Annotated in this window: 21 protein-coding genes; 13 read left to right on the top strand and 8 right to left on the bottom strand. The window is 68.7% G+C overall.

The genetic code is table 11. From position 1 onward, the window contains the following. The first annotated feature begins 91 nt into the window (after positions 1 to 91). On the top strand, positions 92 to 1,756 hold the full coding sequence (locus ACE11G_RS17060) for a TM0106 family RecB-like putative nuclease (RefSeq protein ID WP_375003196.1): 1,665 nt from the start codon (positions 92 to 94) through the stop codon (positions 1,754 to 1,756). 46 nt (positions 1,757 to 1,802) lie between these two features. On the opposite strand, the gene ACE11G_RS17055 is transcribed toward ACE11G_RS17060, so the two are convergent. Together ACE11G_RS17055 and ACE11G_RS17050 are read right to left on the bottom strand one after the other, a co-directional pair. Next, positions 1,803 to 2,564, bottom strand: coding sequence for an SDR family oxidoreductase (locus ACE11G_RS17055; RefSeq protein WP_045539361.1), 762 nt, complete (start codon positions 2,562 to 2,564; stop codon positions 1,803 to 1,805). 120 nt (positions 2,565 to 2,684) lie between these two features. Further along, the gene (locus ACE11G_RS17050; protein ID WP_375003194.1) at positions 2,685 to 3,398 is read right to left on the bottom strand and encodes a TMEM165/GDT1 family protein; all 714 of its coding nucleotides are present in this window, start codon (positions 3,396 to 3,398) and stop codon (positions 2,685 to 2,687) included. A 160-nt stretch (positions 3,399 to 3,558) separates the two neighbouring features. Between ACE11G_RS17050 and ACE11G_RS17045 the strand changes: the two genes are divergently transcribed. The 4 genes from ACE11G_RS17045 to ACE11G_RS17030 all read left to right on the top strand — a co-directional run bounded on the left by ACE11G_RS17045 (position 3,559) and on the right by ACE11G_RS17030 (position 7,908). Beyond that, positions 3,559 to 5,586 (top strand): ABC transporter ATP-binding protein, encoded by a 2,028-nt coding sequence (locus tag ACE11G_RS17045; protein WP_045539365.1) that lies wholly within the window; start codon positions 3,559 to 3,561, stop codon positions 5,584 to 5,586. Further along, entirely contained in the window at positions 5,586 to 6,335 is a 750-nt protein-coding gene (locus tag ACE11G_RS17040) for an energy-coupling factor transporter transmembrane protein EcfT (RefSeq protein WP_006898089.1), read from the top strand. The genes ACE11G_RS17045 and ACE11G_RS17040 overlap by 1 nt, the downstream gene beginning before the upstream one ends. Positions 6,336 to 6,406: 71 nt before the next feature. Continuing rightward, entirely contained in the window at positions 6,407 to 7,363 is a 957-nt protein-coding gene (locus tag ACE11G_RS17035) for a helix-turn-helix domain-containing protein (RefSeq protein WP_006898088.1), read from the top strand. Next, positions 7,360 to 7,908: a dihydrofolate reductase family protein gene (locus tag ACE11G_RS17030; RefSeq protein WP_006898087.1), complete on the top strand. Its 549-nt coding sequence runs from the start codon at positions 7,360 to 7,362 to the stop codon at positions 7,906 to 7,908. Before ACE11G_RS17035 ends, ACE11G_RS17030 begins: the two co-directional genes overlap by 4 nt. A gap of 103 nt (positions 7,909 to 8,011) precedes the next feature. Here the strand turns inward: ACE11G_RS17030 and ACE11G_RS17025 are convergent, their stop codons facing one another. Both ACE11G_RS17025 and ACE11G_RS17020 read right to left on the bottom strand, forming a co-directional pair. Continuing rightward, a complete protein-coding gene (locus ACE11G_RS17025; protein WP_045539355.1) occupies positions 8,012 to 8,641 on the bottom strand; it encodes a superoxide dismutase in 630 nt (209 codons plus the stop codon). Between the two features lie 123 nt (positions 8,642 to 8,764). Beyond that, the gene (locus ACE11G_RS17020; protein WP_156150494.1) at positions 8,765 to 8,908 is read right to left on the bottom strand and encodes a hypothetical protein; all 144 of its coding nucleotides are present in this window, start codon (positions 8,906 to 8,908) and stop codon (positions 8,765 to 8,767) included. 117 nt (positions 8,909 to 9,025) lie between these two features. Between ACE11G_RS17020 and msrA the strand changes: the two genes are divergently transcribed. Next, positions 9,026 to 9,745, top strand: a complete 720-nt coding sequence (gene msrA / locus ACE11G_RS17015; RefSeq protein WP_006898085.1) for a peptide-methionine (S)-S-oxide reductase MsrA — start codon at positions 9,026 to 9,028, stop codon at positions 9,743 to 9,745. Between the two features lie 9 nt (positions 9,746 to 9,754). Then, positions 9,755 to 10,819 (top strand): winged helix DNA-binding domain-containing protein, encoded by a 1,065-nt coding sequence (locus tag ACE11G_RS17010; RefSeq protein WP_375003190.1) that lies wholly within the window; start codon positions 9,755 to 9,757, stop codon positions 10,817 to 10,819. Positions 10,820 to 10,847: 28 nt separating this feature from the next. Here the strand turns inward: ACE11G_RS17010 and ACE11G_RS17005 are convergent, their stop codons facing one another. Continuing rightward, a complete protein-coding gene (locus tag ACE11G_RS17005; protein WP_006898083.1) occupies positions 10,848 to 11,582 on the bottom strand; it encodes a VOC family protein in 735 nt (244 codons plus the stop codon). Between the two features lie 443 nt (positions 11,583 to 12,025). Here ACE11G_RS17005 and ACE11G_RS17000 point away from each other — a divergent pair, with 443 nt between their 5' ends. Genes ACE11G_RS17000 through ACE11G_RS16985 form a run of 4 tightly spaced genes read left to right on the top strand, consistent with a single transcriptional unit; the run spans position 12,026 to position 15,147 of the window. Then, the gene (locus ACE11G_RS17000) at positions 12,026 to 12,376 is read left to right on the top strand and encodes a rhodanese-like domain-containing protein (RefSeq protein ID WP_006898082.1); all 351 of its coding nucleotides are present in this window, start codon (positions 12,026 to 12,028) and stop codon (positions 12,374 to 12,376) included. Next, a complete protein-coding gene (locus tag ACE11G_RS16995; protein ID WP_375003188.1) occupies positions 12,376 to 13,338 on the top strand; it encodes a DUF4328 domain-containing protein in 963 nt (320 codons plus the stop codon). Before ACE11G_RS17000 ends, ACE11G_RS16995 begins: the two co-directional genes overlap by 1 nt. Continuing rightward, the gene (locus ACE11G_RS16990; protein ID WP_085950764.1) at positions 13,335 to 14,123 is read left to right on the top strand and encodes a glycerophosphodiester phosphodiesterase family protein; all 789 of its coding nucleotides are present in this window, start codon (positions 13,335 to 13,337) and stop codon (positions 14,121 to 14,123) included. The genes ACE11G_RS16995 and ACE11G_RS16990 overlap by 4 nt, the downstream gene beginning before the upstream one ends. Positions 14,124 to 14,181: 58 nt before the next feature. Then, positions 14,182 to 15,147, top strand: a complete 966-nt coding sequence (locus ACE11G_RS16985; RefSeq protein ID WP_006898079.1) for a DUF5926 family protein — start codon at positions 14,182 to 14,184, stop codon at positions 15,145 to 15,147. Between the two features lie 24 nt (positions 15,148 to 15,171). On the opposite strand, the gene ACE11G_RS16980 is transcribed toward ACE11G_RS16985, so the two are convergent. From ACE11G_RS16980 to ACE11G_RS16970, 3 genes are all read right to left on the bottom strand, one after another. Further along, a complete protein-coding gene (locus tag ACE11G_RS16980) occupies positions 15,172 to 15,717 on the bottom strand; it encodes a ferritin (protein WP_006898078.1) in 546 nt (181 codons plus the stop codon). Between the two features lie 80 nt (positions 15,718 to 15,797). Further along, positions 15,798 to 16,721 carry an LCP family protein gene (locus tag ACE11G_RS16975; protein WP_062367826.1) on the bottom strand — a complete coding sequence of 308 codons (924 nt, stop codon included), beginning with the start codon at positions 16,719 to 16,721 and terminating at the stop codon, positions 15,798 to 15,800. Between the two features lie 573 nt (positions 16,722 to 17,294). Beyond that, positions 17,295 to 17,606 carry a GlsB/YeaQ/YmgE family stress response membrane protein gene (locus ACE11G_RS16970; protein ID WP_006897154.1) on the bottom strand — a complete coding sequence of 104 codons (312 nt, stop codon included), beginning with the start codon at positions 17,604 to 17,606 and terminating at the stop codon, positions 17,295 to 17,297. A gap of 233 nt (positions 17,607 to 17,839) precedes the next feature. Here ACE11G_RS16970 and ACE11G_RS16965 point away from each other — a divergent pair, with 233 nt between their 5' ends. Together ACE11G_RS16965 and ACE11G_RS16960 are read left to right on the top strand one after the other, a co-directional pair. Continuing rightward, entirely contained in the window at positions 17,840 to 20,170 is a 2,331-nt protein-coding gene (locus tag ACE11G_RS16965) for a molybdopterin oxidoreductase family protein (protein WP_006897153.1), read from the top strand. After that, positions 20,167 to 20,646 (top strand): hypothetical protein, encoded by a 480-nt coding sequence (locus ACE11G_RS16960; protein ID WP_006897152.1) that lies wholly within the window; start codon positions 20,167 to 20,169, stop codon positions 20,644 to 20,646. Before ACE11G_RS16965 ends, ACE11G_RS16960 begins: the two co-directional genes overlap by 4 nt. Positions 20,647 to 20,760 lie beyond the last annotated feature (114 nt).

The following is a 20,760-nucleotide window of genomic DNA, read 5'->3' as shown; positions in this document are numbered from 1 at the left end:
TCTCCAGCTTTGCATAGTCTCTGTGGGTAATGAACAACTCGGCCCCCGTGGCCGTGTTGCCGCTCGGAAACGGAAAGTCGAGGCCGATCACGTGGGATCTGCGATTCTCGGTGCGCGGAATCTCACGGGTTGCGAGCACCGGCTGGCGCTCGACTCCGCGGCTGCCGCGGACGGTGTCGCGAAGCCGGAGACCGCCGAGGCGAATCGACGGATCGAGGCAGCTCAGGCGCATCGACGTCACGTGCTCGATCTGATCCGCGGGTTCTGGAGCGACCGTCCGGAGGGAACGGTGGTCGTGGTGGAGGCGGCCGATCACCGAGACCGGGTGGCGGCGACCCGTGCGGCGATGGACCGCGGGGCGCAGTGGATTCTCCAGGCCGCACTGCCGACCGACGTGGAGCGCGGCCGTCGCGGTCACGCCGAGGCGCTGCTGCGGCATGGGGAGGGCTATCTCCCGATCATCGTCGTCAACCACCGTGTCACGACGACGATCGCCGAACCCCGCGAGGGCGAGGTGCCGACGTTGCGGACCAGTCCGTTGTTCGGCTGGCATCCCGAGCCGGATGCGACGCGGTCGTTCCGCAGCCGGCGCGGCGACGTGATGCGGCTGGCGCAGATCGCGGCGATGCTCGACGACCTCGGACGGCTGCACGCCCCGCGGGAGGAGGCGCTCGGCGGACTGATCGGTCTCGACGCCGACTGCATCGTCGTGGTCCCGCTCGGCGAATCGGCCCACGACTACGACGAGACCTTCGATCGCCGCCGGGCGATCGCCGCGGGGGACATCGCGACCTCGCCCCGACGGGTGAGCGAGTGCCGCAGTTGTCACTGGTGGCCGCGATGCGAGGCCGAACTCACCGAGAAACGTGACGTGAGTCTGGTGGTCGGCGGGAACCAGGGGCAGATTCTCCGCGACATCGGGGTCGTCACCATCGATCAGCTCGCCGATTATCGCGGCGCGGAGCCGGCCGAGTGGGTGGGTGCGGTGCGCTTCGACGACACCGTCGTGTCCGCGAAGTGCTGGGTCCGCGACATCCCGCTGGTCCGGCGGCACGACCGCCCGCGCGTCCAGCGGGCCGATGTCGAGGTCGACGTAGACATGGAGAGCTATTCCGAGCGCGGTGCGTACATGTGGGGCACACTCCTGACCGACAACACCGATCCGGCGCGGCCGGTGGCCTATCGTCCGTTCGTCACGTGGGATCCGCTGCCCACGCGCGACGAGGGGCGGTCGTTCGCGCAGTTCTGGGCGTGGCTGACAGCCGAACGCGATGCGGCGCGTGCCGCAGGCAAGACCTTCGCCGCCTACTGCTATTCGCAGCATGCCGAGAACCGGTGGCTGCGCGGCAGCGCCGACCGGTTCGCCGACATGCCGGGTGTTCCGTCGCGGACCGCGGTGGACGCCTTCATCGCATCCCGCGAGTGGGTGGACGTGTTCGAGGCCGTCAACGACAACTTCGTGTGCCCGAAGGGCAAGGGACTCAAGCGCATCGCTCCGGTGACCGGATTCAACTGGCGCGACGACGAGGCGGGCGGCGAGGCGTCGATGGAGTGGTACGCCGCCGCGGTGGGTCTGGACGGCGCGGTGCGCGACGAGAGTCAGCGCGAGCGTCTGCTTCAGTACAACGAGGACGACGTCCGCGCCACCAAGGTGCTCCGCGAATGGATCGACTCGGACGAAGTGCTCGAGCTTCCGCTGGCCGCCGATCTGTTGGCCGAGAACGCCGGCGGCGGCGTTCTGCCCGGCGGGCGGTGACGGGCCGGCGTTCACCGGCCGGCCCGCCACCGCTGCGCGAGGTCCTCTAGCGCGGAGCCATGCGCAGTGCGCCGTCCATGCGGATGGTCTCGCCGTTGAGGTAGTCGTGGGAGACGATGAACGCCGCGAGGTCGGCGTACTCCGAAGGCTCGCCGAGACGCTGCGGGAACGGGATGCCCGCCTCGAGCGTCTTCTTGAACTCGTCGGTGACGCCGGCGAGCATCGGGGTGTTGATGGTGCCCGGGGCGATGGTGCACACGCGGACGCCGGCTCGAGCGAGGTCGCGGGCGGCGGAGATCGTCATGGCATGCACGGCACCCTTCGAGGCCGTGTAGGCGATCTGCCCGATCTGGCCCTCGAAGGCCGCGACCGACGCGGTGTTGACGATGACGCCGCGAGCGCCGTCGTCGGTGACCGCGGACTCATGCTGCATCCGGTTGGCGGCCAGGCGCATCACGTTGAACGTGCCGACGAGGTTGATGTCGATGACCTTGCGGAAGAGCTCCAGATCGTGCGGGCCCTCCTTGCCGAGGATGCGTGACGCCCAGCCCACGCCCGCGCAGTTGACCGCCGCGCGCAAGGGCAGACCGGCTTCGACGATCTGATCGATGACGGCCTGGACCTCGGATTCGCTGGTGACGTCGGCGGCCACCAACTGCACGCCCGGGACGGACTCCGCCTTCTCGATCGACTGCGGCAGGTCGATGCCGAAGACGGTCGCTCCCTGCTCGGCGAACCGCCGGGCCGTGGCGGCACCCAGGCCGGATGCGGCGCCGGTGACGATGACTGCGGAACCTGTGACGTCCATGGACGAATTCCTTTCAGGCGGGTGCGGCCCGCACCGGACCGGGCACCGTGACGGATTGATCGGCCACAACCCCGAGCGCTCGCTCGGTAGGGCCGATGCAATAGTACCCGCAAGCCTCTCTCAGTACAGTTCGCGGATCCGGTCGGCTTCGGCGACCTGCGAGCGCGCCTGCCTGCGCCGATGCGTCACCCGGATCCAGAACACACCCGCGACGACGATCAGGACCGCGGCCGGGACCGCGACGGCCACGAGGACTCCGGAAGCACCCGACAGACCCTCGACCAGCAGCCAGACGGCGAATCCGAAGAACAGGACCGCCGCGCCCACCGCGATGGCGCGCTCGGGGAGATGCCTGCCGAGCAGTCGGCCGACGGCGATCGCGAGCGCGTCGGCGGCGACCATGCCGACCGTCGAGCCGATCCACACGCCCACCCAGTCGTGATCGGTGGCGAGCGTGATGGTGGCGAGCATCGTCTTGTCGCCGAGTTCGGCCAGCATGAACGAGCTCATCACGGCCAGGAACACCGATGCACCGACCCGTCGCGCCCGGGCGGACTCCTCTTCGTCGAGCTCGTCGCCCCGCAACGTCCAGAGTCCGAAGACCAGCATCGACAGTCCGGCCAGCACCGACATGATGTCGGACGGTATCGACAGGCCCAGGAAATGACCGAAGAAGACCGAGACGGCGTGGACGAGGGTGGTCGCGGTCAGGATCGCGGCCAGTACCACCCACCAGCGGTATCGGAGAGCGTAAGTCATCGCCATGAGCTGAGACTTGTCGCCCAGCTCGGCGACGAAGATGATGCCCGAGCTGAGCATCAGAGCGGCGAACATATCGCTAGGTTAGGGCGGCCTATCTGCCGTACGCAACAGATCGACGGCCTGGAAAATCGCTGGTAGGGAGCCCAAAAGGGGTGATTCGGGTACCCGTACCGACCCGCCCCGGGAGCCCTGAGCGTCGGTGTCCGGCACCCCGACCGGGCACAATGGACAGGTGGTCAGCAAAGCAATCGACGTCCCGGCGACGCCGACAGGGGGCCTGCGTGCCCGTGAGATCGCGGCCATCGCGATCTTCAGTGGTCTGACGGTGGTGCCCGCCGTCATCGTCTCCGTGGTGCCGTTGGCGGCGGCGCTCGGGTTCATGACACCGGTGCCGGTCGCGCTGCTCGCGGCGCGCACCCGCCCGCGGGCGGTCCTGGCGGCGATCGTCACGACGGTGGCGGTGACCTTCGTGGTCGCCGGACTGGGGCCCGCCTTCGCGGTGCTCGTCTCGGCGGTGATGGGCGGATTGATCGGCGAGGTGCATCGGCGCGGCGGGCGGATGCCCGCCATGGCGCTGATGTCGCTGCTGGCCTCGCCGATCCTCGCCGGGGTGTCGGTACTGCTGATGTGGGTACTGGTGCCGCTGCGCAAACTGGCACTCGAAGTCCTCGACAACGTGCTGACCGGAATCGCGAAGACCGCGCGCGCGATCAGACTCGACGCCGTCGGCGACGCGATGGACGCGCTCTCGCGCAATGTGGTCGACAACTGGTGGCTGTGGATGTGGATTCCCGGCGTGATCGGAACGCTGGTGACGCTGCTGATCGCCGGGTGGCTGCTGGGCAAGGTGCTCGACCGCCTCGACGAGGTGCCGCTGGAGGACACCCTGGAGATCGCCGGGATCGCCGACGGCGATCGCCCCGTGGAGCCCCTTCCGCTGCGCATGGCCGGGGTCGGCTACACCTATCCGGGGTCGGACCGGCAGGTGCTCCACAACATCGACCTCTCGCTGATCAGCGGTGAGTTCGTGGCTGTCGTCGGCGCAAACGGTTCCGGGAAGTCGACGCTCGCCAAGCTCTTGGCCGGGGTGGATCCGACCATCGGTATCGTCGACCGCCCGGGTGCGCCCGGCCTCGGCCGAGAGGGCGGAACGGCACTCGTCCTGCAGCGGCCCGAAGCCCAGATGCTCGGTGCGCGGGTCGCGGACGACCTCGTGTGGGGACTGCCCGACGACGCGGAGGTCGACGTCGACGGACTGCTCGCGGAAGTGGGTCTCGCCGGACTCGGCGACCGCGAGACCACTGATCTGTCCGGCGGTCAGCAGCAGCGACTGGCGGTGGCCGCCGCGCTCGCGCGCAGCCCGCAGCTGCTCATCGCCGACGAGGTGACGTCGATGGTCGACCCGGTCGGGCGCGCCGAGTTGATCGAGATCCTCGCTGAACTCCCGCGCCGCCGGGCGATCACCGTCGTGCTGATCACCCACCGCGACTCCGAGGCCCGCGCCGCAGACCGCGTGATCCACCTCGAGGCGGGCCGGGTGGTGGAGCACCATCCGGAGTGGATGCGGCCGGAGGCGATCAGCCCCCCGCTACCGCAACGGCACGACGAGCACGGGCAGGCGCTGCTCGTGGTCCGCGATCTGGCGCACACCTATCTGCCCGGATCGCCGTGGGAGGTCACCGCGCTGAAATCGGTGAACTTCCAGGTCAATTCCGGTGACGGTGTCCTCATCGTCGGCGGCAACGGCTCCGGGAAGTCGACCCTCGCCTGGATTCTCGCCGGACTGATCACCCCCACCCGCGGCTCGGTGCTGCTCGGCGGTGAGCCGACGGCGGAGCGGGTGGGCGACGTGGGACTCGGCTTCCAGCACGCGCGACTGCAATTGCAGAAGACGACGGTCGCCGACGAGATCATGGCGGTGGGCGGTCTCGAAGTCGGTACCGCCGAGGTCGGGCATGTGCTCGACCTGGTCGCGTTGCCGAGGGAGATCGCCGCGCGGCGGGTAGACGCCCTCTCCGGAGGTCAGATGCGCCGCGTGGTGCTCGCCTCCCTGATCGCCTCGGGGCCGGAACTCCTGGTGCTCGACGAGCCGCTGGCCGGACTCGATCCGCAGGCGCGCGAGGAGGTCCTCGCCGTCCTCGCCGGACTGCGGGAGAAGGGCGCGACCATCATCATCATCTCGCACGATCTGGAGTCGCTCGATCGGGTGTGCAACCGTCGGATCGAACTGGTCGACGGTGTGCTGGAAGGCGGTCTGTGATGCAGATTCCGATGCTGCGCGAGATCCCCGGCGATTCGCCGGTGCACCGGCTGTGGGCCGGCAGCAAGCTGATCATCATCTTCGTCCTGGGGCTCATGACGTGGGTCCTTCCCTCCTGGCCCGGGCTCGGCTTCGTCGCGATCTGCCTGATCGCCTTCGTGCTGATCGCCAAGATCCCGCTCGGCGCGCTGCCGCGGCCGCCGTGGTGGTTCTGGGCGCTGATGGCGGCGACGGTGGTGTGGTCGTGGATCGCCCGCGGCAGCGACGGCGGCATCACGGCGTTGCGCGGGGTTCTCCTCGGCCTGCTGGTGGTGTCGATGTCGGTGCTCGTGATCTGGACGACTCCGATGGCCGAATTGGCGCCGGCGCTGGCGCGCCTGATGTCGCCGCTGCGGATCCTCCGGCTTCCCGTCGACGAATGGGCCGTCACCATCGCCCTGGCGCTCCGCGGCCTTCCGCTGCTCGTGGAGGAGATCCGGCTCCTGTGGGCCGCGCACCGACTGCGACCGCGGTCGAGTTCGGACTCCGGACACCCTTCGGCGGAGCTGTCGGTGCTCGACATCATCGTGGCCGCGATGTCGTCGGCCATGCGGCGCAGTTCGGAGATGGCCGAGGCCATCACCGCGCGCGGCGGCACCGGGCGGCTGACCGCGTATCCGTCCCGTCCCGGCCGCATCGATGCGCTGGTGCTCGGGGTGTTCGCGGTGGCGTGTGCGGCCGCGGTCACGGTGAGCGTGATCTACCTGTAGTCAGCGGCGGCCCGTCGAACACAGCAAGAACGGTCAAGCGTCCGGCCGAGCGCCCCGGGGATACTCGGTGCATGAGCGAACCGAGGCCCGATCCGCTGCGCATGCTCCTCGACGCGGTTCTCGACGACGCGAACGACGATCTCGATGCGATGGCGGGCGAGGCGTACACCTCGCAGTTCCACTTCGCGCGGCAGGTGCGGCAGGGAAGTGGCGAGTCGCCGGTGGCGCTGCGGCGCAGAGTGACCCTGGAACGAGCCGCGTGGCAACTGCAGCGCGGCGCCTCGGTGACCGAGACGGCCTTCGCCAACGGCTACGGATCGGTGGAGGGGTTCAGCCGGGCCTTCGCCCGCGCGTACGGACACCCCCCGACGGCTCTGCCGCCCGCCGATCGATCCGGCCACTGGCTGCCGGCCCCGAACGGCATCCACTTCCATTCGCCGACCGCGCTCTACGTGGACGCCGGCGACAGCCGCACGGCAGGCTCCGGACCGGCCGGGGACGTCGTCGAGATCATGTCCAGGCACGACGTCGCGGACATCGGTGTGCTGATCGACGCCGTCGCGCAACTCGGCGACGACGAGTACACGCGGCGCAGGCTGCCCGGGAGCCGTCCGCGTTCTTGGGACGGGCCGGACGAATCACTGTCGGAGGTGATGTGGCATCTCGTGGTCAGCAAGCAGCCGTGGCTGGCGACGATCGCCGGCGAACAGATGCCCGACCTCACACCGGTCCGCGAGATCGGGGCGCTGAGGGACCGGCACGCCGATGTCTCCGCGCGCTGGCTCGCCACCGTCCGCGACATCGATCGTCGCGACGCGTGGTCGGACCGAGTGGTCGATGCGCTGTGTGTACCGCCCGAGTCCTTTCTGCTGGGCCAGATCGTGGCTCATGAACTGACGTTCTCGGCACACCGTCGGCTGCTGGTGCGATGGATGCTCCGCGACGCGGGCGTCGACGTCGACGTTCCGGCCCTCGACCCCGACCCGATCGTCTGGCACCGACGCCACACCGGAGGAGGAACCCCATGACCGACTACACGTACTACACCGCTTCCACACTCGACGGATTCCTCGCTGATCCGGACGATTCGCTCGACTGGCTGCTGTCGCAGCCGATCGACGAGGACGGTCCGTTCTCGATCGCCGACCTGATGGCGGCGACCGGCGTGATCGTGATGGGCGCGACCACTTACGAGTGGGTGCTCGAGCACACGCCCGACGAGCCGTGGCCCTATCCGGATCAGCAGACCTTCGTCTTCAGTCACCGCGAACTGCCCCTGGTGCATCCCACGGTGAGAGTGATCTCCGGAAGCCCTGCCGAGCACCGCGAACTCCTGGAGACCGCGGCCGGTGAACTCGGCGTGTGGGTGGTCGGCGGCGGCGGCCTCGCCGCCGCCTTCGCCGCGGACGGGATGCTCGACGAGATGGTGGTCTGCTACGCCCCGGTCGCGCTGGGAGCGGGGCGGCCGCTGTTCACCCGGCCCTTCGACTTCGAATTGCTCGAGACCGCCCGGAACAAGGCCTTCGTGATCGCGCGCTATCGCGTGGTGGGGGCCAGGGGCCCGTCGCAGTGACAGTCGGACCGGTCCCTTCCGGGCCGGCCCCTCCCGAGACGCAGAGCGGCCCGGCACCTTTCGGTGCCGGGCCGCCGTGCCGGGTATGTCGCCGGGCCCAGTGTCAGGCCGGGACGATGAGGCCCGCGCCCTGGGTGCGGGCGCGATCGAAGCGCTCGCCGGCGTCGGCCCAGTTCACAACGTTCCACCAAGCCTTGACGTAGTCCGGCTTGACGTTCTGGTAGTCGAGATAGAAGGCGTGCTCCCACATGTCGAGCATGACGACCGGGATGAGGGCGGCGGAGGTGTTGCCGCTCTGGTCGGTCAGCTGCTCGATGACCAGACGCTGTCCGATGGTGTCCCAGCCGAGGATGGCCCAGCCGCTGCCCTGCAGGGTGGTGGCCGCCGCGGTGAAGTGGGCCTGGAACTTGTCGAAGCTGCCGAAATCGTTGGCGATCGCGTCGGCGAGGTCGCCGACGGGCTTGTCGCCGCCGTTGGGCGACAGGTTCTTCCAGAAGATCGAGTGGTTGGTGTGGCCACCGAGATGGAACGAGAGGTTGGCCGACAGTCCGTAGACCTTGCCGGCGATGGTGCCGTCTTCGCGCGCCTCGGCCAGCTTCTCCAGAGCGGTGTTGGCACCGTTCACGTAGGTCTGGTGGTGCTTGCTGTGGTGGAGCTCCATGATCTTGCCGGAGATGTGCGGCTCCAGGGCGCCATAGTCGTAGTCCAGCTCAGGCAGAGTGTATTCAGCCACGATGGTCCTCTCTGTGGAAAGTGTGAAAGATCCGTACCCGGGTCTGGTTTCTACATTTCCGTAGACCGAGACGCTTTGCAACAGAGGGCGGCCGACTGCGCGAAACCCGCCGACCGCCCGGGCTCAGATGAGCACGACGAGCACGATCGCCACGATGATCGCCGCGATGGTGGCCGCGGTCGCGGCGCACTGCTGTCCGATGTGCAGGTCGAGACGTGAAGTGTCCTCCGCGGGCCGATCGAGTGCTGACCGTGCCTGTCCCGCCATCGTTGAGCCTCCCCGACTGTTGGACGTGATGTGCCTCACACCAGACTTCCTGGGTACCAGACGCTACTCGGGATCGACGGCCCCGACAACCGTCCGGATCGACGTACGCTGGAATGCATGAGCCTCTTCGATCGGATTCTGGCCGCAGCCGACGTCAAACGCGTGATGGTGGCTCGCGACGACGCACTTCCCGGCCGTCGGGCGCCGATGCCGATACCGGCGGAGCATCGGGTGCTGCATCGGCCGCTGCGTGGGGCGGCCGACGAGAACGGAGAGTTCGCTCCGGCGGGTATCGGCGACTGGGGCCCGGACCTGCGCGCCGTGGTGTTGGCCGGCGGATGCTTCTGGGGGTTCGAGGAGATCTTCTGGCAGCTGCCCGGAGTCCACACCACCGCCGTCGGGTACGCGGGCGGCTACACGCCGAATCCCACGTATGAGGAGGTGTGCACCGCACAGACCGGCCACACCGAGTCGGTGCTTGTGGTCTACGACCCGGAGGTGCTGACCTTCCAGAAGATCCTCGAGGTCTTCTTCACCTCGCACGACCCCACCCAGGAGATGCGGCAGGGCAACGACATCGGCACTCAGTACCGGTCGGCCGTCTTCACCTTCGACGAGGCCGAGGCCGACCAGGCCGCGGCCGCCGCACGCCGGTTCGAACCGGTCCTCGCCGCTGCCGGCTACGGTCCGGTGACCAGCCAGATCTCGCTGATGTCGGAGGCCGGCGACGGGATGTTCTACTACGCCGAGGACTACCACCAGCAGTATCTGTTCACGAACCCCAACGGATACCGCTGCCATGCCACCACGGGCCTGGAGTTCCCGGCGGCAGGCTGACTCGCGGCCGTGACCGGAGCGATCAGTCTGCGCCAATGGAACCGCACGCTGCTCGAGCGGCAACACCTGATCGAGCGGGTGGACGAGGACGCCGTGGAGGTCGTCGACCGGTGCGTCGGCCTGCAGTCGCAGGATCCGCAGGCCGCGTTCTATGCGCTCGCCTCCCGGATCGAGGACTTCGATCCAGCCGAATTGGACAGTTTGATCCAGGATCGATCGATGGTCCGGATGGCGCTTCAGCGGGGCACGGTCTTCCTGATGGACGCCCTCGACGCGCGGTGGATCAGGGCGCTGCTGAGCCCGACGCTGATCAGCGGGGCTCGCCATCACGTCCGACGACTCAACGGTCCGGCCCCGGACGAGGTGGCGGCCGTGGGCGCGCGGATCATCGGCGGTGGACCCGAGCCCGTGACGGCGGCCCGGCTGCGTACGGCGCTCTCGGAGACCTGGCCGGCCGAACCCGTCGACGCGATGGCCGCGGTGGTCCGGGCGTGGATGCCGCTGGTCCAGACGCCCCCGCGGGGACTGTGGCGACGGTCGGGCGGCCCGGCCTTCCGCCTGCTGGACGACTGGATCGGACCGGGGGAGCCGGCCGTCGCCGGTGATGAGGCGATTCGCGACCTGATCCGCCTCTACCTGAGGGGTTTCGGGCCGTCGACGGTCGCGGCGGTGCAGACCTGGTCCGGTCTGCGCGGACTGCGCCCGGTACTGGAGCAGATGACGGACGACTGGGAGTTGGTGCGTCTCACCGGACCCGACGGACGGACGCTGTACGACCTGGACGGGCTGGCGCTCGCTGATCCGGAAACCGCGGTGCCGATTCGGCTCGTCGCGCCCTTCGACACCGTGATCTTCACCGCCGCCGACCGCGCTCGAGTCGCCGACCCGGACGTCTACGCGCGGACCGTGACACCGAACGGGCAGTCGCCGGGATTCATCCTGGCGGACGGGCGACTGGCCGGGACCTGGCGGCGGACGGCGGCCGGCGTCGAGCTCACCGAGCTCGTGGACCTGCGGCCGGCGCAGCGCCGTGAGTGTGAACGTGAGGCCCGCAGACTCGCCGAATTGGGCTGACGGACGCGTGGGGCAGTCGGGGGTGGTCTCACACACCGGTCCGCGGATTGCGCGCAGTGATGCAGTAGAGCCGGCCGCACGGGTCGGCCATCTGCACACAGTCGGCGGAGCGTGCGACGACCGTCGCGCCCCAGCCCTCGTGCCGCTCCACTTCGTCCGGCACGTTGGTGGCGGCGATCGCGGTGTGCGCGCTGGCGACGCTCTCGTCGGTCCGCATGATGACGACCTGCAGCGAGAGTCGGGGACTGTTGTTGAGAGCGACCGCATCGACGCCCTCGGTGGGGCCGGCGTCTTTGCCGGTGAGTCCGGCCCAGAACTGCACCTCGGTGCCGAAGTCGGCGGACGGCACCTGGAATCGGAGCTGATCGATGATGCTGATGCCTCCTCCGGGCCACCGGATGGGCCGGGCCCGGACTGATTCGTTCCGCCACGGGATGAGGCAGAACACGCCGCCGGCGGGCGAGCGCATCGTCACGACACCGTCGGCGACGGACTCGACCGTCGCGCCCCTCGACTCGGCCTCGAGCATCGCCTGCGACGGATCGTCCACGTGGAGATCCAGATGCATCCCGCCCGGACCGTCGTCGACCCGCTGAACACGCAGATAAGGGTCGCCGTGGAACGGTTCGAGCGTCGCGAACTCCTTGAACTCGCCGCGCGGCGGGGACACCGTACTGCCGGAGATCGCGCGCCAGAAGGTCACCTCCGCGCCGAATTCGGAGGCCGGGAAGTCGAAGAAAGCGGTGAGCCAGCGCACGTGCACAACCTCGGAGTGTAGTGTGCCGCGATCAGCGCCCGAGCAAGTCGCAAGTAGAACTTGAGGTTTTGTCCGACTGGGTTATCCCCACGCTGTCCACAGTGCACTTGGGGAAGAATCGCTTGGCCGTCAGGCGACAATCCAGGGGAAATGCGATGAAGATTCAGGGAACTGTCAGCCGGAATGAGACGTTCGACACAAAAAGTCTTACTTTCACCTCCCCTTATCCACAAATCCACAGGGCTGTCCACAGGACTGGCGGAGGTTGTGGGTATGTGTGGATCGACAGTGCGACACGCCGCTGTGGATAAAAATATGCAGCCTTGCATATGGGTGAGCGCGTTGCGCCGCTGGGCGGTTGTGGTAGCGCCGAAGGCTCCGCGATGCGATCATCCGCGGCGGCTCCGCATCGAGTTCGGGGCACTTGTGGAAGCATGGGAACGGTGAGCATGGACGAGATCGAGACGGTGGCGGTCACCGACCTCCCCGACGACTTCAGCGATGTCACCGACAAGGTCCTTCTCGACGTTCGAGAGAACTACGAGTGGGAGGAAGCCCACGTGCGCGGGGCGCTGCACATCCCGCTCGACGACGTGCCCGCGCGGATCGACGAGATCGACCTCGACTCCGAACTCCTGGTGATATGCCGGACCAGTGGGCGATCGTTCCGCCTGCTCCAGTACCTGGCGATGCGCGGTATCGACGGAACCTGCGTGGAGGGCGGCATGGTGGCGTGGCAGGCGGCGGACAAGCCCGTCGACACCGGAACCGAAGGGATGTACGGGAGCGGCGACGCCTGATGCTCGACGTCTGCCCCGGCTGCCGCATCCAGGCGCCGCATCGCGAGGGACGTGAACTGTGCCCGCGCTGCGGCCGTCGGCTCATGGTGCTCGACGCACAGGGCCGCGTGGTTCAGCGGCCGCAGTCCGGTGCCGCGCGAGGGGCTTCGGCACCGCGCACGAGTGTCGCGCGGGCCGGTCTGCGCTGGGTCGCCGACCGTCCGGCCGAGGCGCGTCCGGCTCCGGTCACGGTCCGCGCGCACGAATGGACGCCGACCCCGTCGTACCGGTACATACCGCGCTGGGGTCTGTCGGATCGCGGGCCGATCTCGCCGGGGGAGAACCCGGAGCCCGCGGACCCCGGCGACGTGCTGCTGCGCGCGCTGCGGATGGCGACCTCCATGCTCGGCGCGGCGGCGGTGGTGCATCTGATCCGGTACGTCATCGCGGCCGTCAACCGCTCGACGCCGATTCCGATGTGGCTGGATCTGCTCTCGGGCGCCGCGGTGCTCGTCTTCGGAGTCTTCGCCTTCGTCGCAATGCTGGTGGCACTCGTGGCCTTCGTGCGCTGGCTGCTTCCGGCGCGGGCCGCAGCGTATCGGGCCGCCGACCGCCGGGACCCGCGGCCGGCCCGCGTGGTACTGGCGCTGGCGGCGGTGCCGCTGGCCAATGTCGTCGGAGTTCCCCTGCTGCTCAGCGAGGCCGCGCTGTGCGGCGACGCTCCGGCTCCGGCGATCGGACGCATCAAGCGTCTGGGGACCGCGTGGGCGATCGTCAATCTCGTCGCGCTGATCGCGGTCTGCTATCGAATCGGCTCATGGTTCAGCGACTCGGTCCAGGTGAGCGCCAATGCGCTCGCGCTGGTCACGTTCTCGCTCGCGGTCTCCGCGGTCTTCGCCCACTGGGTGGGTCCGCGGCTGGTGACGGTCCTCACCGGCCCGGTCGGTTCCAGCGCATCCGGACGACGACTGGTGGCGGCATGATGTCGGCGGGTATCTCGCGCTCGGGCAAGCCCGCGGTGGTCGCGCATCGCGGCGCCTCCGGCGAGTTGGCCGAGCACACGTTGGCGGCTTACGAGCTGGCGCTGTCGCAGGGCGCCGACGGCCTCGAATGCGACGTCCGGCTGACCGCCGACGGCGAACTGGTCTGCATCCACGACCGCACCATCGACCGGACGTCCGACGCGAGTGGTGTGGTGAGCGAGATGAGCCTGGCGCAACTGCGTGAATACGACTTCGGCTCGTGGCACCGAAGCGGCCGGGCGGCGTCGGTGCTCACCCTGCGCGAATTGCTCACCCTCACCCTGGACTGGCATCGGCCGGTGCGCTTGTTCATCGAGACCAAGCATCCGGTCCGCTTCGGCAGCATGGTGGAGCTCAAACTCCTCGAAGTCCTCCACGAGTTCGGCGTCGCTGCGCCGCCGTCGGCCGACCACAGCCGTGCCGTCGTGATCTCGTTCTCCCCGGCGGGCGTGTGGCGGGTGCGGCGCACCGCACCGATACTCCCGACGATCCTCCTCGGCGACAGCATCCGCATCATCGGCGGGACGGCGGCGACGGCTGTCGGCGCCACCGGTGTCGGACCGTCCATCGAGACCCTGCGTCTGCACCCCGACCTCGTCGATCGGGCCGCCGCAGCAGGCCGCGTCACTTACGCGTGGACGTGCGACGACCAGGCCGACGTGCAGCTGTGCGCCGACCTCGGCGTGCGCTGGCTGGCGACCAACTACCCGGCCCGAGTGCGGGACTGGCTCGTCACGGTGGAGTGAGACGTCAGCGATCGGGTGCCCTCGTGCGCCGCGTCCCGGCGGATGAGAGGCTGGTCGCATGGGAAAGAAGAGCAAGCGCGGCAGCGGCCCGCGTCCGGGGAGCAATCGAGCCGAGCGGGTCGCCGCCCGCAAGGCGCGGCAGGAAGCCGCACTGGCGGCGCCGGCGCGCCCGTTCCAAGGACTCAAGGCGGAATGCGATCTGGTGGCGTTGCGCGCCTTCATCGCTTCCGCCACTGCCCGGGTGCCGTTCGCCGCAGGGTTCGACGCGGCGCACGAAGCCGACTTCGCGACCATTCTGCCCGGTGCGGTGCCGGCCCAGGTCCGGCAGCGCGACGCAGCGGTCTTCGGCGAGCGCGGAGCGGCGGAGGGGGACGAGGGCGGGAAGGTCACCGGAGGCCTCGTGGCCCTGCAGACCAACCCCGAGCCGGCCGACCTCGCCGGCTCGCTGTCCGCGGCGCTGACCTGGGCGAGTGCAGCCGCCGCCGGCGACACCTACCCGGGCGGCGTACTCGGTCGTCCGCTCACCGAGATCATCGACCCGGAGGCCGAACTCCAGGTGGTCGTGCATGAGGACTTCGGGTGGTGGTTCGCCGACGACTCCGACGTTCCGGCGGAGCTCTCGATGATGCTCGAGCGCGCCAACGCGACAATCCTTCCGACCGCCCGGCTGCACCCGTCGAGCGGGGTCGGTGCACCGTGGTGGGTCGACGCAGGCGATCGTGCACATCTGAGGTGGGTGCGTCCGGAGGAGGAGACCGCGTTGATGAACGCACTCGCCCGCGTGCACGCGGCCGGCGGGCTGACCTTGGGCGAGGGTTCGCGCTTCGCGGGTTCGTTCCGCACCCACGGTCTGGTGGTTCCGGTCTTCGACCTCGATCCCGAGGCGCACCACGAGGAATGGCACTCGGGAGTCGAGGAGTTCGACGCCCGGCTGACCGAGGCGCTGGCCGAGACCTCCGACCTCACCGCCGCCGAGCGAAGCTCCCGGGCGGGCATCATCGGGCGTCAGGTCACGCTGCGGTAGCCGCCGGAGCCCTCCCGCCGGCCGTCAGAGGTTTCCGCCCGCGGCCGGCGGTTCGGCGGCGTCGGGTGCGGGGCCGCCGTTGTTGACCTCGCGTTCCACGAAGTTCTCGAGATCGAAGATGTTGCCGTTGGCGCGGTCGGCGATGGTCTGGAGCGTGGTGATCGTCGCGACCTCCTCCACCTGCTCCTTGAGGAACCACTGCATGAACTGCTCGCCGAGGTAGTCGCCGCTGTCGCGGGCGGTCTTCGCCAGATCGACGATCTGCTGGGTGACGATCTTCTCCTGCTTCAGCGCGAGTTCGATCGGGCCGCGGTAGTCGTCGAACTCGGTGATCGGGGCGTCGGCGGCGGGGATCTTGACATCGATGTCGCGGTCCAGGAAGTACTGGACGATCATCATCGCGTGATTGCGCTCTTCCACGGACTGGGCGTAGAAATGCTTCGCCAGCTGCGGCATGTCGTGGCTGTCGTAGTACACCGCGAGCGCGATGTACTGCTGAGATGCGGAGAACTCGTTGCTGATCTGGTCGTGCAGCAGCTGATGGAACGGCGTGCGCGGCGTTTCGGTCATGGGACGAGTCTAATGGCCCGGCTCCGCACCCGGCTGGTGGCGACGGGCGGCGCCCGACTCCGATCCGGTGGCGGCGGCCACTACGACACGGCGCCGGTTCCTCCGCTCAGCAGATCGGCTGGAACCGCCCGGCCGCGCGCGATGTAGTCGAAGAAACTCTTCGTCGTCTCGCCAGGTATCAGCGAGTCGCCGTCGTCGGTGAACTCGTCGCCGTCGGCCGGCGCCGTCGTGGTGATCGGATCACCGCTGATCTTGTACGCGAGCCAGGCCAGGTTCCAGATGTGGTCGCCGCTGTCGACGGTGACCGCGTCGACCGCCCCGCTGACGAACGGGAACAGCCGGAACGGGTTGAGCAGCACCCCGGGGCTCGTGGCCTTCGACATCAGTGCCGCGAGGAACTTGCGCTGGTTCACCACTCGCTCCAGATCGGCGTTGGGGAAGGCGCGGGTGCGCACCAGTCCGAGTGCCTGAGCGCCGTCGAGTCTCTGGCATCCCGCGGGCAGGTTCAGCCCGGCCTTGGGGTCGTGCAGGGGCTGATCGAGGCACATCTGAACCCCGCCGACGGAATCGACGAGGTTGTCGAAGCCGCCGAACCCGATCTCGGCGTAGTGGTCGATGCGGACGCCGGTGAACTCTTCGACGGTCTGGACCAGTAGTTGCGGCCCGCCGTTGTTGAAGGCGGCGTTGATCTTGTGGCTGCCCATTCCGGGGATCGGCACGTACAGATCGCGGGGGATGCTGATGAGCATCGGCTTACCCGAGGTCGGCAGGTGCGCCATCATGATGGTGTCGGTGCGCGCTCCGTCGGCGTCACCGGTCGCCAGGTTCTTCTTCTGTTCCTCGGTGAGTCCCTGACGGGAGTCGGTTCCGACGATCAGCCAGTTGGTTCCGGGAGTATCGCCGATCCGTCCGGGATAGCCGGACAGGGCGTTGACCCGATGCAGCTTGCCGTCGTAATAGAACAGCAGCCCGACTGGAATCACGACGAGCAGGAGCACGATCACGAGCAGGATCCGGCCCAGCCGGAACCGCCTGCGCTTGCGCGGTTCGGGAGAGGTCGCGGCGCGGCCGCGGCGCCGGGGCGGAGTCGGCGGCGGTGTGGACCGCCTCTCGTCGGAGCGACGGCGAGGCGGTGCGCCACCTGCGGCCGGTGCGGGAGACGGAGGGCGCCGCCCCGCCGGGACCGGCTGGGGCTCCTGGCGCGGGGCGTAGCCGACCGCGCCGGGAGCGGCCGGGCGGGGACCGGCGGGCGGCGCCTGCCGGTTCGAGGGCAGCGGGTTCGGGGGCGGCGGCGCGGGCGAACGTCGCCGCGATCGGGGGTCGGGTTCCTGCGACCACGCGAGTGGCGGCCGGTAGCCCGGCTCCCCGGGCGGCGGACCGGAGACCCTGCGGGTCGGCGCCTCCGGTCGAGGGCCTCCGCTCGGTCGCCGCTGGTACGGCGGCTCGGGTCGCTGGGAGTTCATCTGAACTACGCTACCGGTCTCGCCACCGTCGGTGCGGCCGCCGAGCGGCGCGGCACCTCGGGCGAGGTCGCCGGTCAGACCGTCGCCGCAGCCGTCCTCTCAGCGACGAGACTGTCAGGCTCGTCGTGAAAGGGCCTTGAGGACGACGAGGAGCAACACCGCACCGGCGAGCGCGGTGAGGAATGTGAACCACATCCCGGCGCTGGCGGTGTCGAGGAAGAAGCTCAGCACGAATCCGCCGATCAGAGCACCGACCACGCCCACGACGATGTTGGCGAACAGGCCCATCTGTGCGTCCACGCCGGTGATCTTGCTTGCGAGCCATCCCGCCACGCCGCCGATGATGATGTAGCCGATCCAGCCCACAGAGGTGAACATGGACGAGCGCGCCAGAACCTCGTCGGCGAGCAGTAGGTGGTCGGTCATGCCGGCTCCTTGAGTGAGATCTCGGTCTTTGCAGGTCGGTGGAGAACTTCACGGGGAATGCCCGCGGACCCCGGAGACGAAACATCCGTCGGCATCGGCTGTGCGCGCTCGTACGCCCACGTACGACCGCGAGAGCCTTCTCCTCGGGGAGTCGCGTCGAGATTCGCCGAGGTTTCAGAGCGGTTCGGTCGGGTACCCGCTGGGCAGCGACAGCGTTGTCAAGCAGGGGAGTGATGGCCGTGACCGACATCTGGGGGCCGCGCACCCCGTACAAGAGGGCCCAGATGTGGCCGCGACGGGTCGATACCGAGCTGGCGGCCGGCACGACGTCAGACGACGTGGACTGTTGGGTACCGACCGCGTCGGTTCTTCACTCGAATGGCGACGGCCTCGAGATCGCCGTCCGGAGAGGTCGGATCGTCGGAATCCGAGGCCGTGCCGACGACCGGATCAACCGCGGAAGGCTCGACGTCAAAGACCGCTACGGCTGGAAGGCCAACGCCTCCCCGGACCGGCTCAGCACGCCGATGGTGCGCAAGGACGGTGAACTCGTCCCCACCGACTGGGACACCGCGATGAGCCGGATCGCCGAACACGCCGAGGACCTGCTGAACTCCAGCGGCCCGAGTTCGATCGGGTTCTACACATCCGGCCAGCTGTTCCTCGAGGAGTACTACGCGCTGAGCGTGATCGCCCGCGCCGGGATCGGTACGAACCACCTCGACGGCAACACTCGCCTGTGCACCGCTACCGCCGGTGAAGCACTGAAGGAATCGTTCGGCAGTGACGGCCAACCCGGTACGTTGGCAGATGTCGACCATGCGGACGTCATCGCGCTTTTCGGGCACAACGTCGCGGAGACCCAGTCCGTCACCTGGATGCGGATACTCGACCGTCTCGCGGCTCCGGATCCGCCGAAGCTCCTCTGCGTCGACCCGCGGACAACCGCGGTCGCGCGACGGGCGAGCGTCCATCTGGCGCCGCTGCCCGGAACGAACCTCGCACTGATGAACGGTCTGTTGCGCGAACTCGTCGTCAACGGGTGGATCGACGACGAGTTCATCCGGGAACACACCGTCGGATTCGAGGACCTGTCCGACCTCGTCTCGCAGTACCCGCCGGAGCGAGTATCAGACATCTGCGGAGTCGGGGCCGACGACATCCGGCATGGGGCGAGGCTGATAGGCGAAGCCCAGAGACTGTTGTCGACGGTCCTGCAGGGGTTCTACCAGTCGCATCAAGCCACGGCGTCGGCGGTACAGGTCAACAACATCCACCTGCTCAGAGGAATGCTGGGACGTCCGGGCTGCGGCGTACTGCAGATGAACGGGCAGCCGACCGCACAGAACACCCGTGAGTGCGGCGCCGACGGCGACCTGGCCGGTTTTCGGAACTGGGCCAACCCCGCACACGTGAGAGAGCTCGCCTCGGTCTGGAACGTCGATGCGGCGACGATCCCGCATTTCGCGCCGCCGACCCACGCGATGCAGATCTTCCGGTACGCCGAGCAGGAATCGCTGAAGATGCTCTGGGTCTCCGCGACCAATCCCGCTGTCTCGATGCCGGAGCTGCGCCGGGTACGGTCGATCCTCTCGAAGGAGAGTCTGTTCCTGGTGGTGCAGGACATCTTCCTCACCGAGACCGGCATGCTCGCCGACGTGGTGCTGCCCGCGGCGGCGTGGGGCGAGAAGGTCGGTACCTTCACCAACGCGGACCGCACCGTGCACCTGTCGGAGAAGGCGGTGGACCCACCCGGAGGGGCCCGTGCGGATCTGGACATCTTTCTGGACTTCTCGCGACGGATGGACTTCCGTGACCGAGACGGCCGCCCGCTGACGCCGTGGTCGAACGCGGAGGCCGTGTTCGAAGCGTGGAAGCGGTGCAGCGCCGGCAGACTCTGCGATTACAGCGGCATGAGCTATGCGGGGCTGCGTGAGCAGGGCAGCGTGCAGTGGCCGTGCACGGACACCGCGCCCGGCGGCACGGCACGCCTCTATGCGGACGGTCGTTTCTGGACCGCGGCCGACGAGTGCGAGACGTACGGCAAGGACCTGATCACCGGATCTCCCGTCGACGCCACCCGGTACCGGGCGAACGATCCGAAAGGACGCGCGCTGATCAAGTCCGCAGACTATGAGACGCCGCACGAACCACCGTCGGCGCAATACCCTTTCGCCCTGATCACGGGGCGGACCGTCTACCACTTCCACACCCGAACCAAGACCGCCCGGGCACCGGAACTCAACGGTGCGGCCCCGGAGGTGTGGGTCGAGCTGTCAGCGGCAGATGCGGCCACCCACGGCATTCGCGACGGCGATCCGGTCGAGATCCGAAGTCCCCGCAGCACGGTGCGCGCCGCCGCACGGATCGCGGACATTCGACCGGGGGTGCTGTTTCTGCCCTTCCATTACGGCTATTGGGACGTGGAATCACCGGCAGCTCACGACCGGGCCGCCAACGAGCTGACGCTCACGGACTGGGATCCGGCGTCCAAGCAACCGATATTCAAAACCGCGGCCGCCGCCATCGCATTGCTCTCCAGGGAGAGCGAGGGGACGCGATGAAGAACCTGGGCCTCCTCCTTCGTGAACTCGAGCGCTCCGAACGACTTCTCGCCCTGGAGCTGGAATCGATCGCACGAGACCACCCGACCGACCCTGAGATCCACTATCTCGCTGCGGATCTCGCGGCCTGGTCGCGCAATCACGCCGGTGCCGTCAGATCGCTGGCCGTCGCTCGCGGCGTCGAGTCGGAGGCGACGTTCGACACTCAGGCCGCCGTCGGCCCGTCGAGTGTGTTCGAGACTCCGGCCCGAGAGCTCCCCGCGTCGCTTCTGCCGGTCGCCGAATTGTGCGGCGTCTGTCAACGGATCGCAGGGCTGACGATGCAGTGGGAGATCCTCGGCCAAGGCGCCGCCGCTACCAACGATTCCGAGTGCTCCGCGCTCGTCGATCAGTGTCTGTCACAAGCTGAGCGCCAGTTCGAATGGGCCAGGAATCTGGTCAGAACCCTCTCGCCGCAGGCACTGTCCGCCGGCTGACGCAGATCTCACCGCTGTCGATTCTCACCTGCCAGCGCGGCTCCGGCACCGCGGCCGGCCCTCGCTCGATGCCGCCGTCCGCGAGACGGAATGTACTGCCGTGCAGCGGACACA

It is taken from the genome of Gordonia sp. PS3, assembly GCF_041950545.1.
GTDB lineage: Bacteria > Actinomycetota > Actinomycetes > Mycobacteriales > Mycobacteriaceae > Gordonia > Gordonia sihwensis.
The sequence above is the reverse complement of the archived record's forward strand: the minus strand, read 5'-3'. Positions and strand labels throughout refer to the sequence as shown.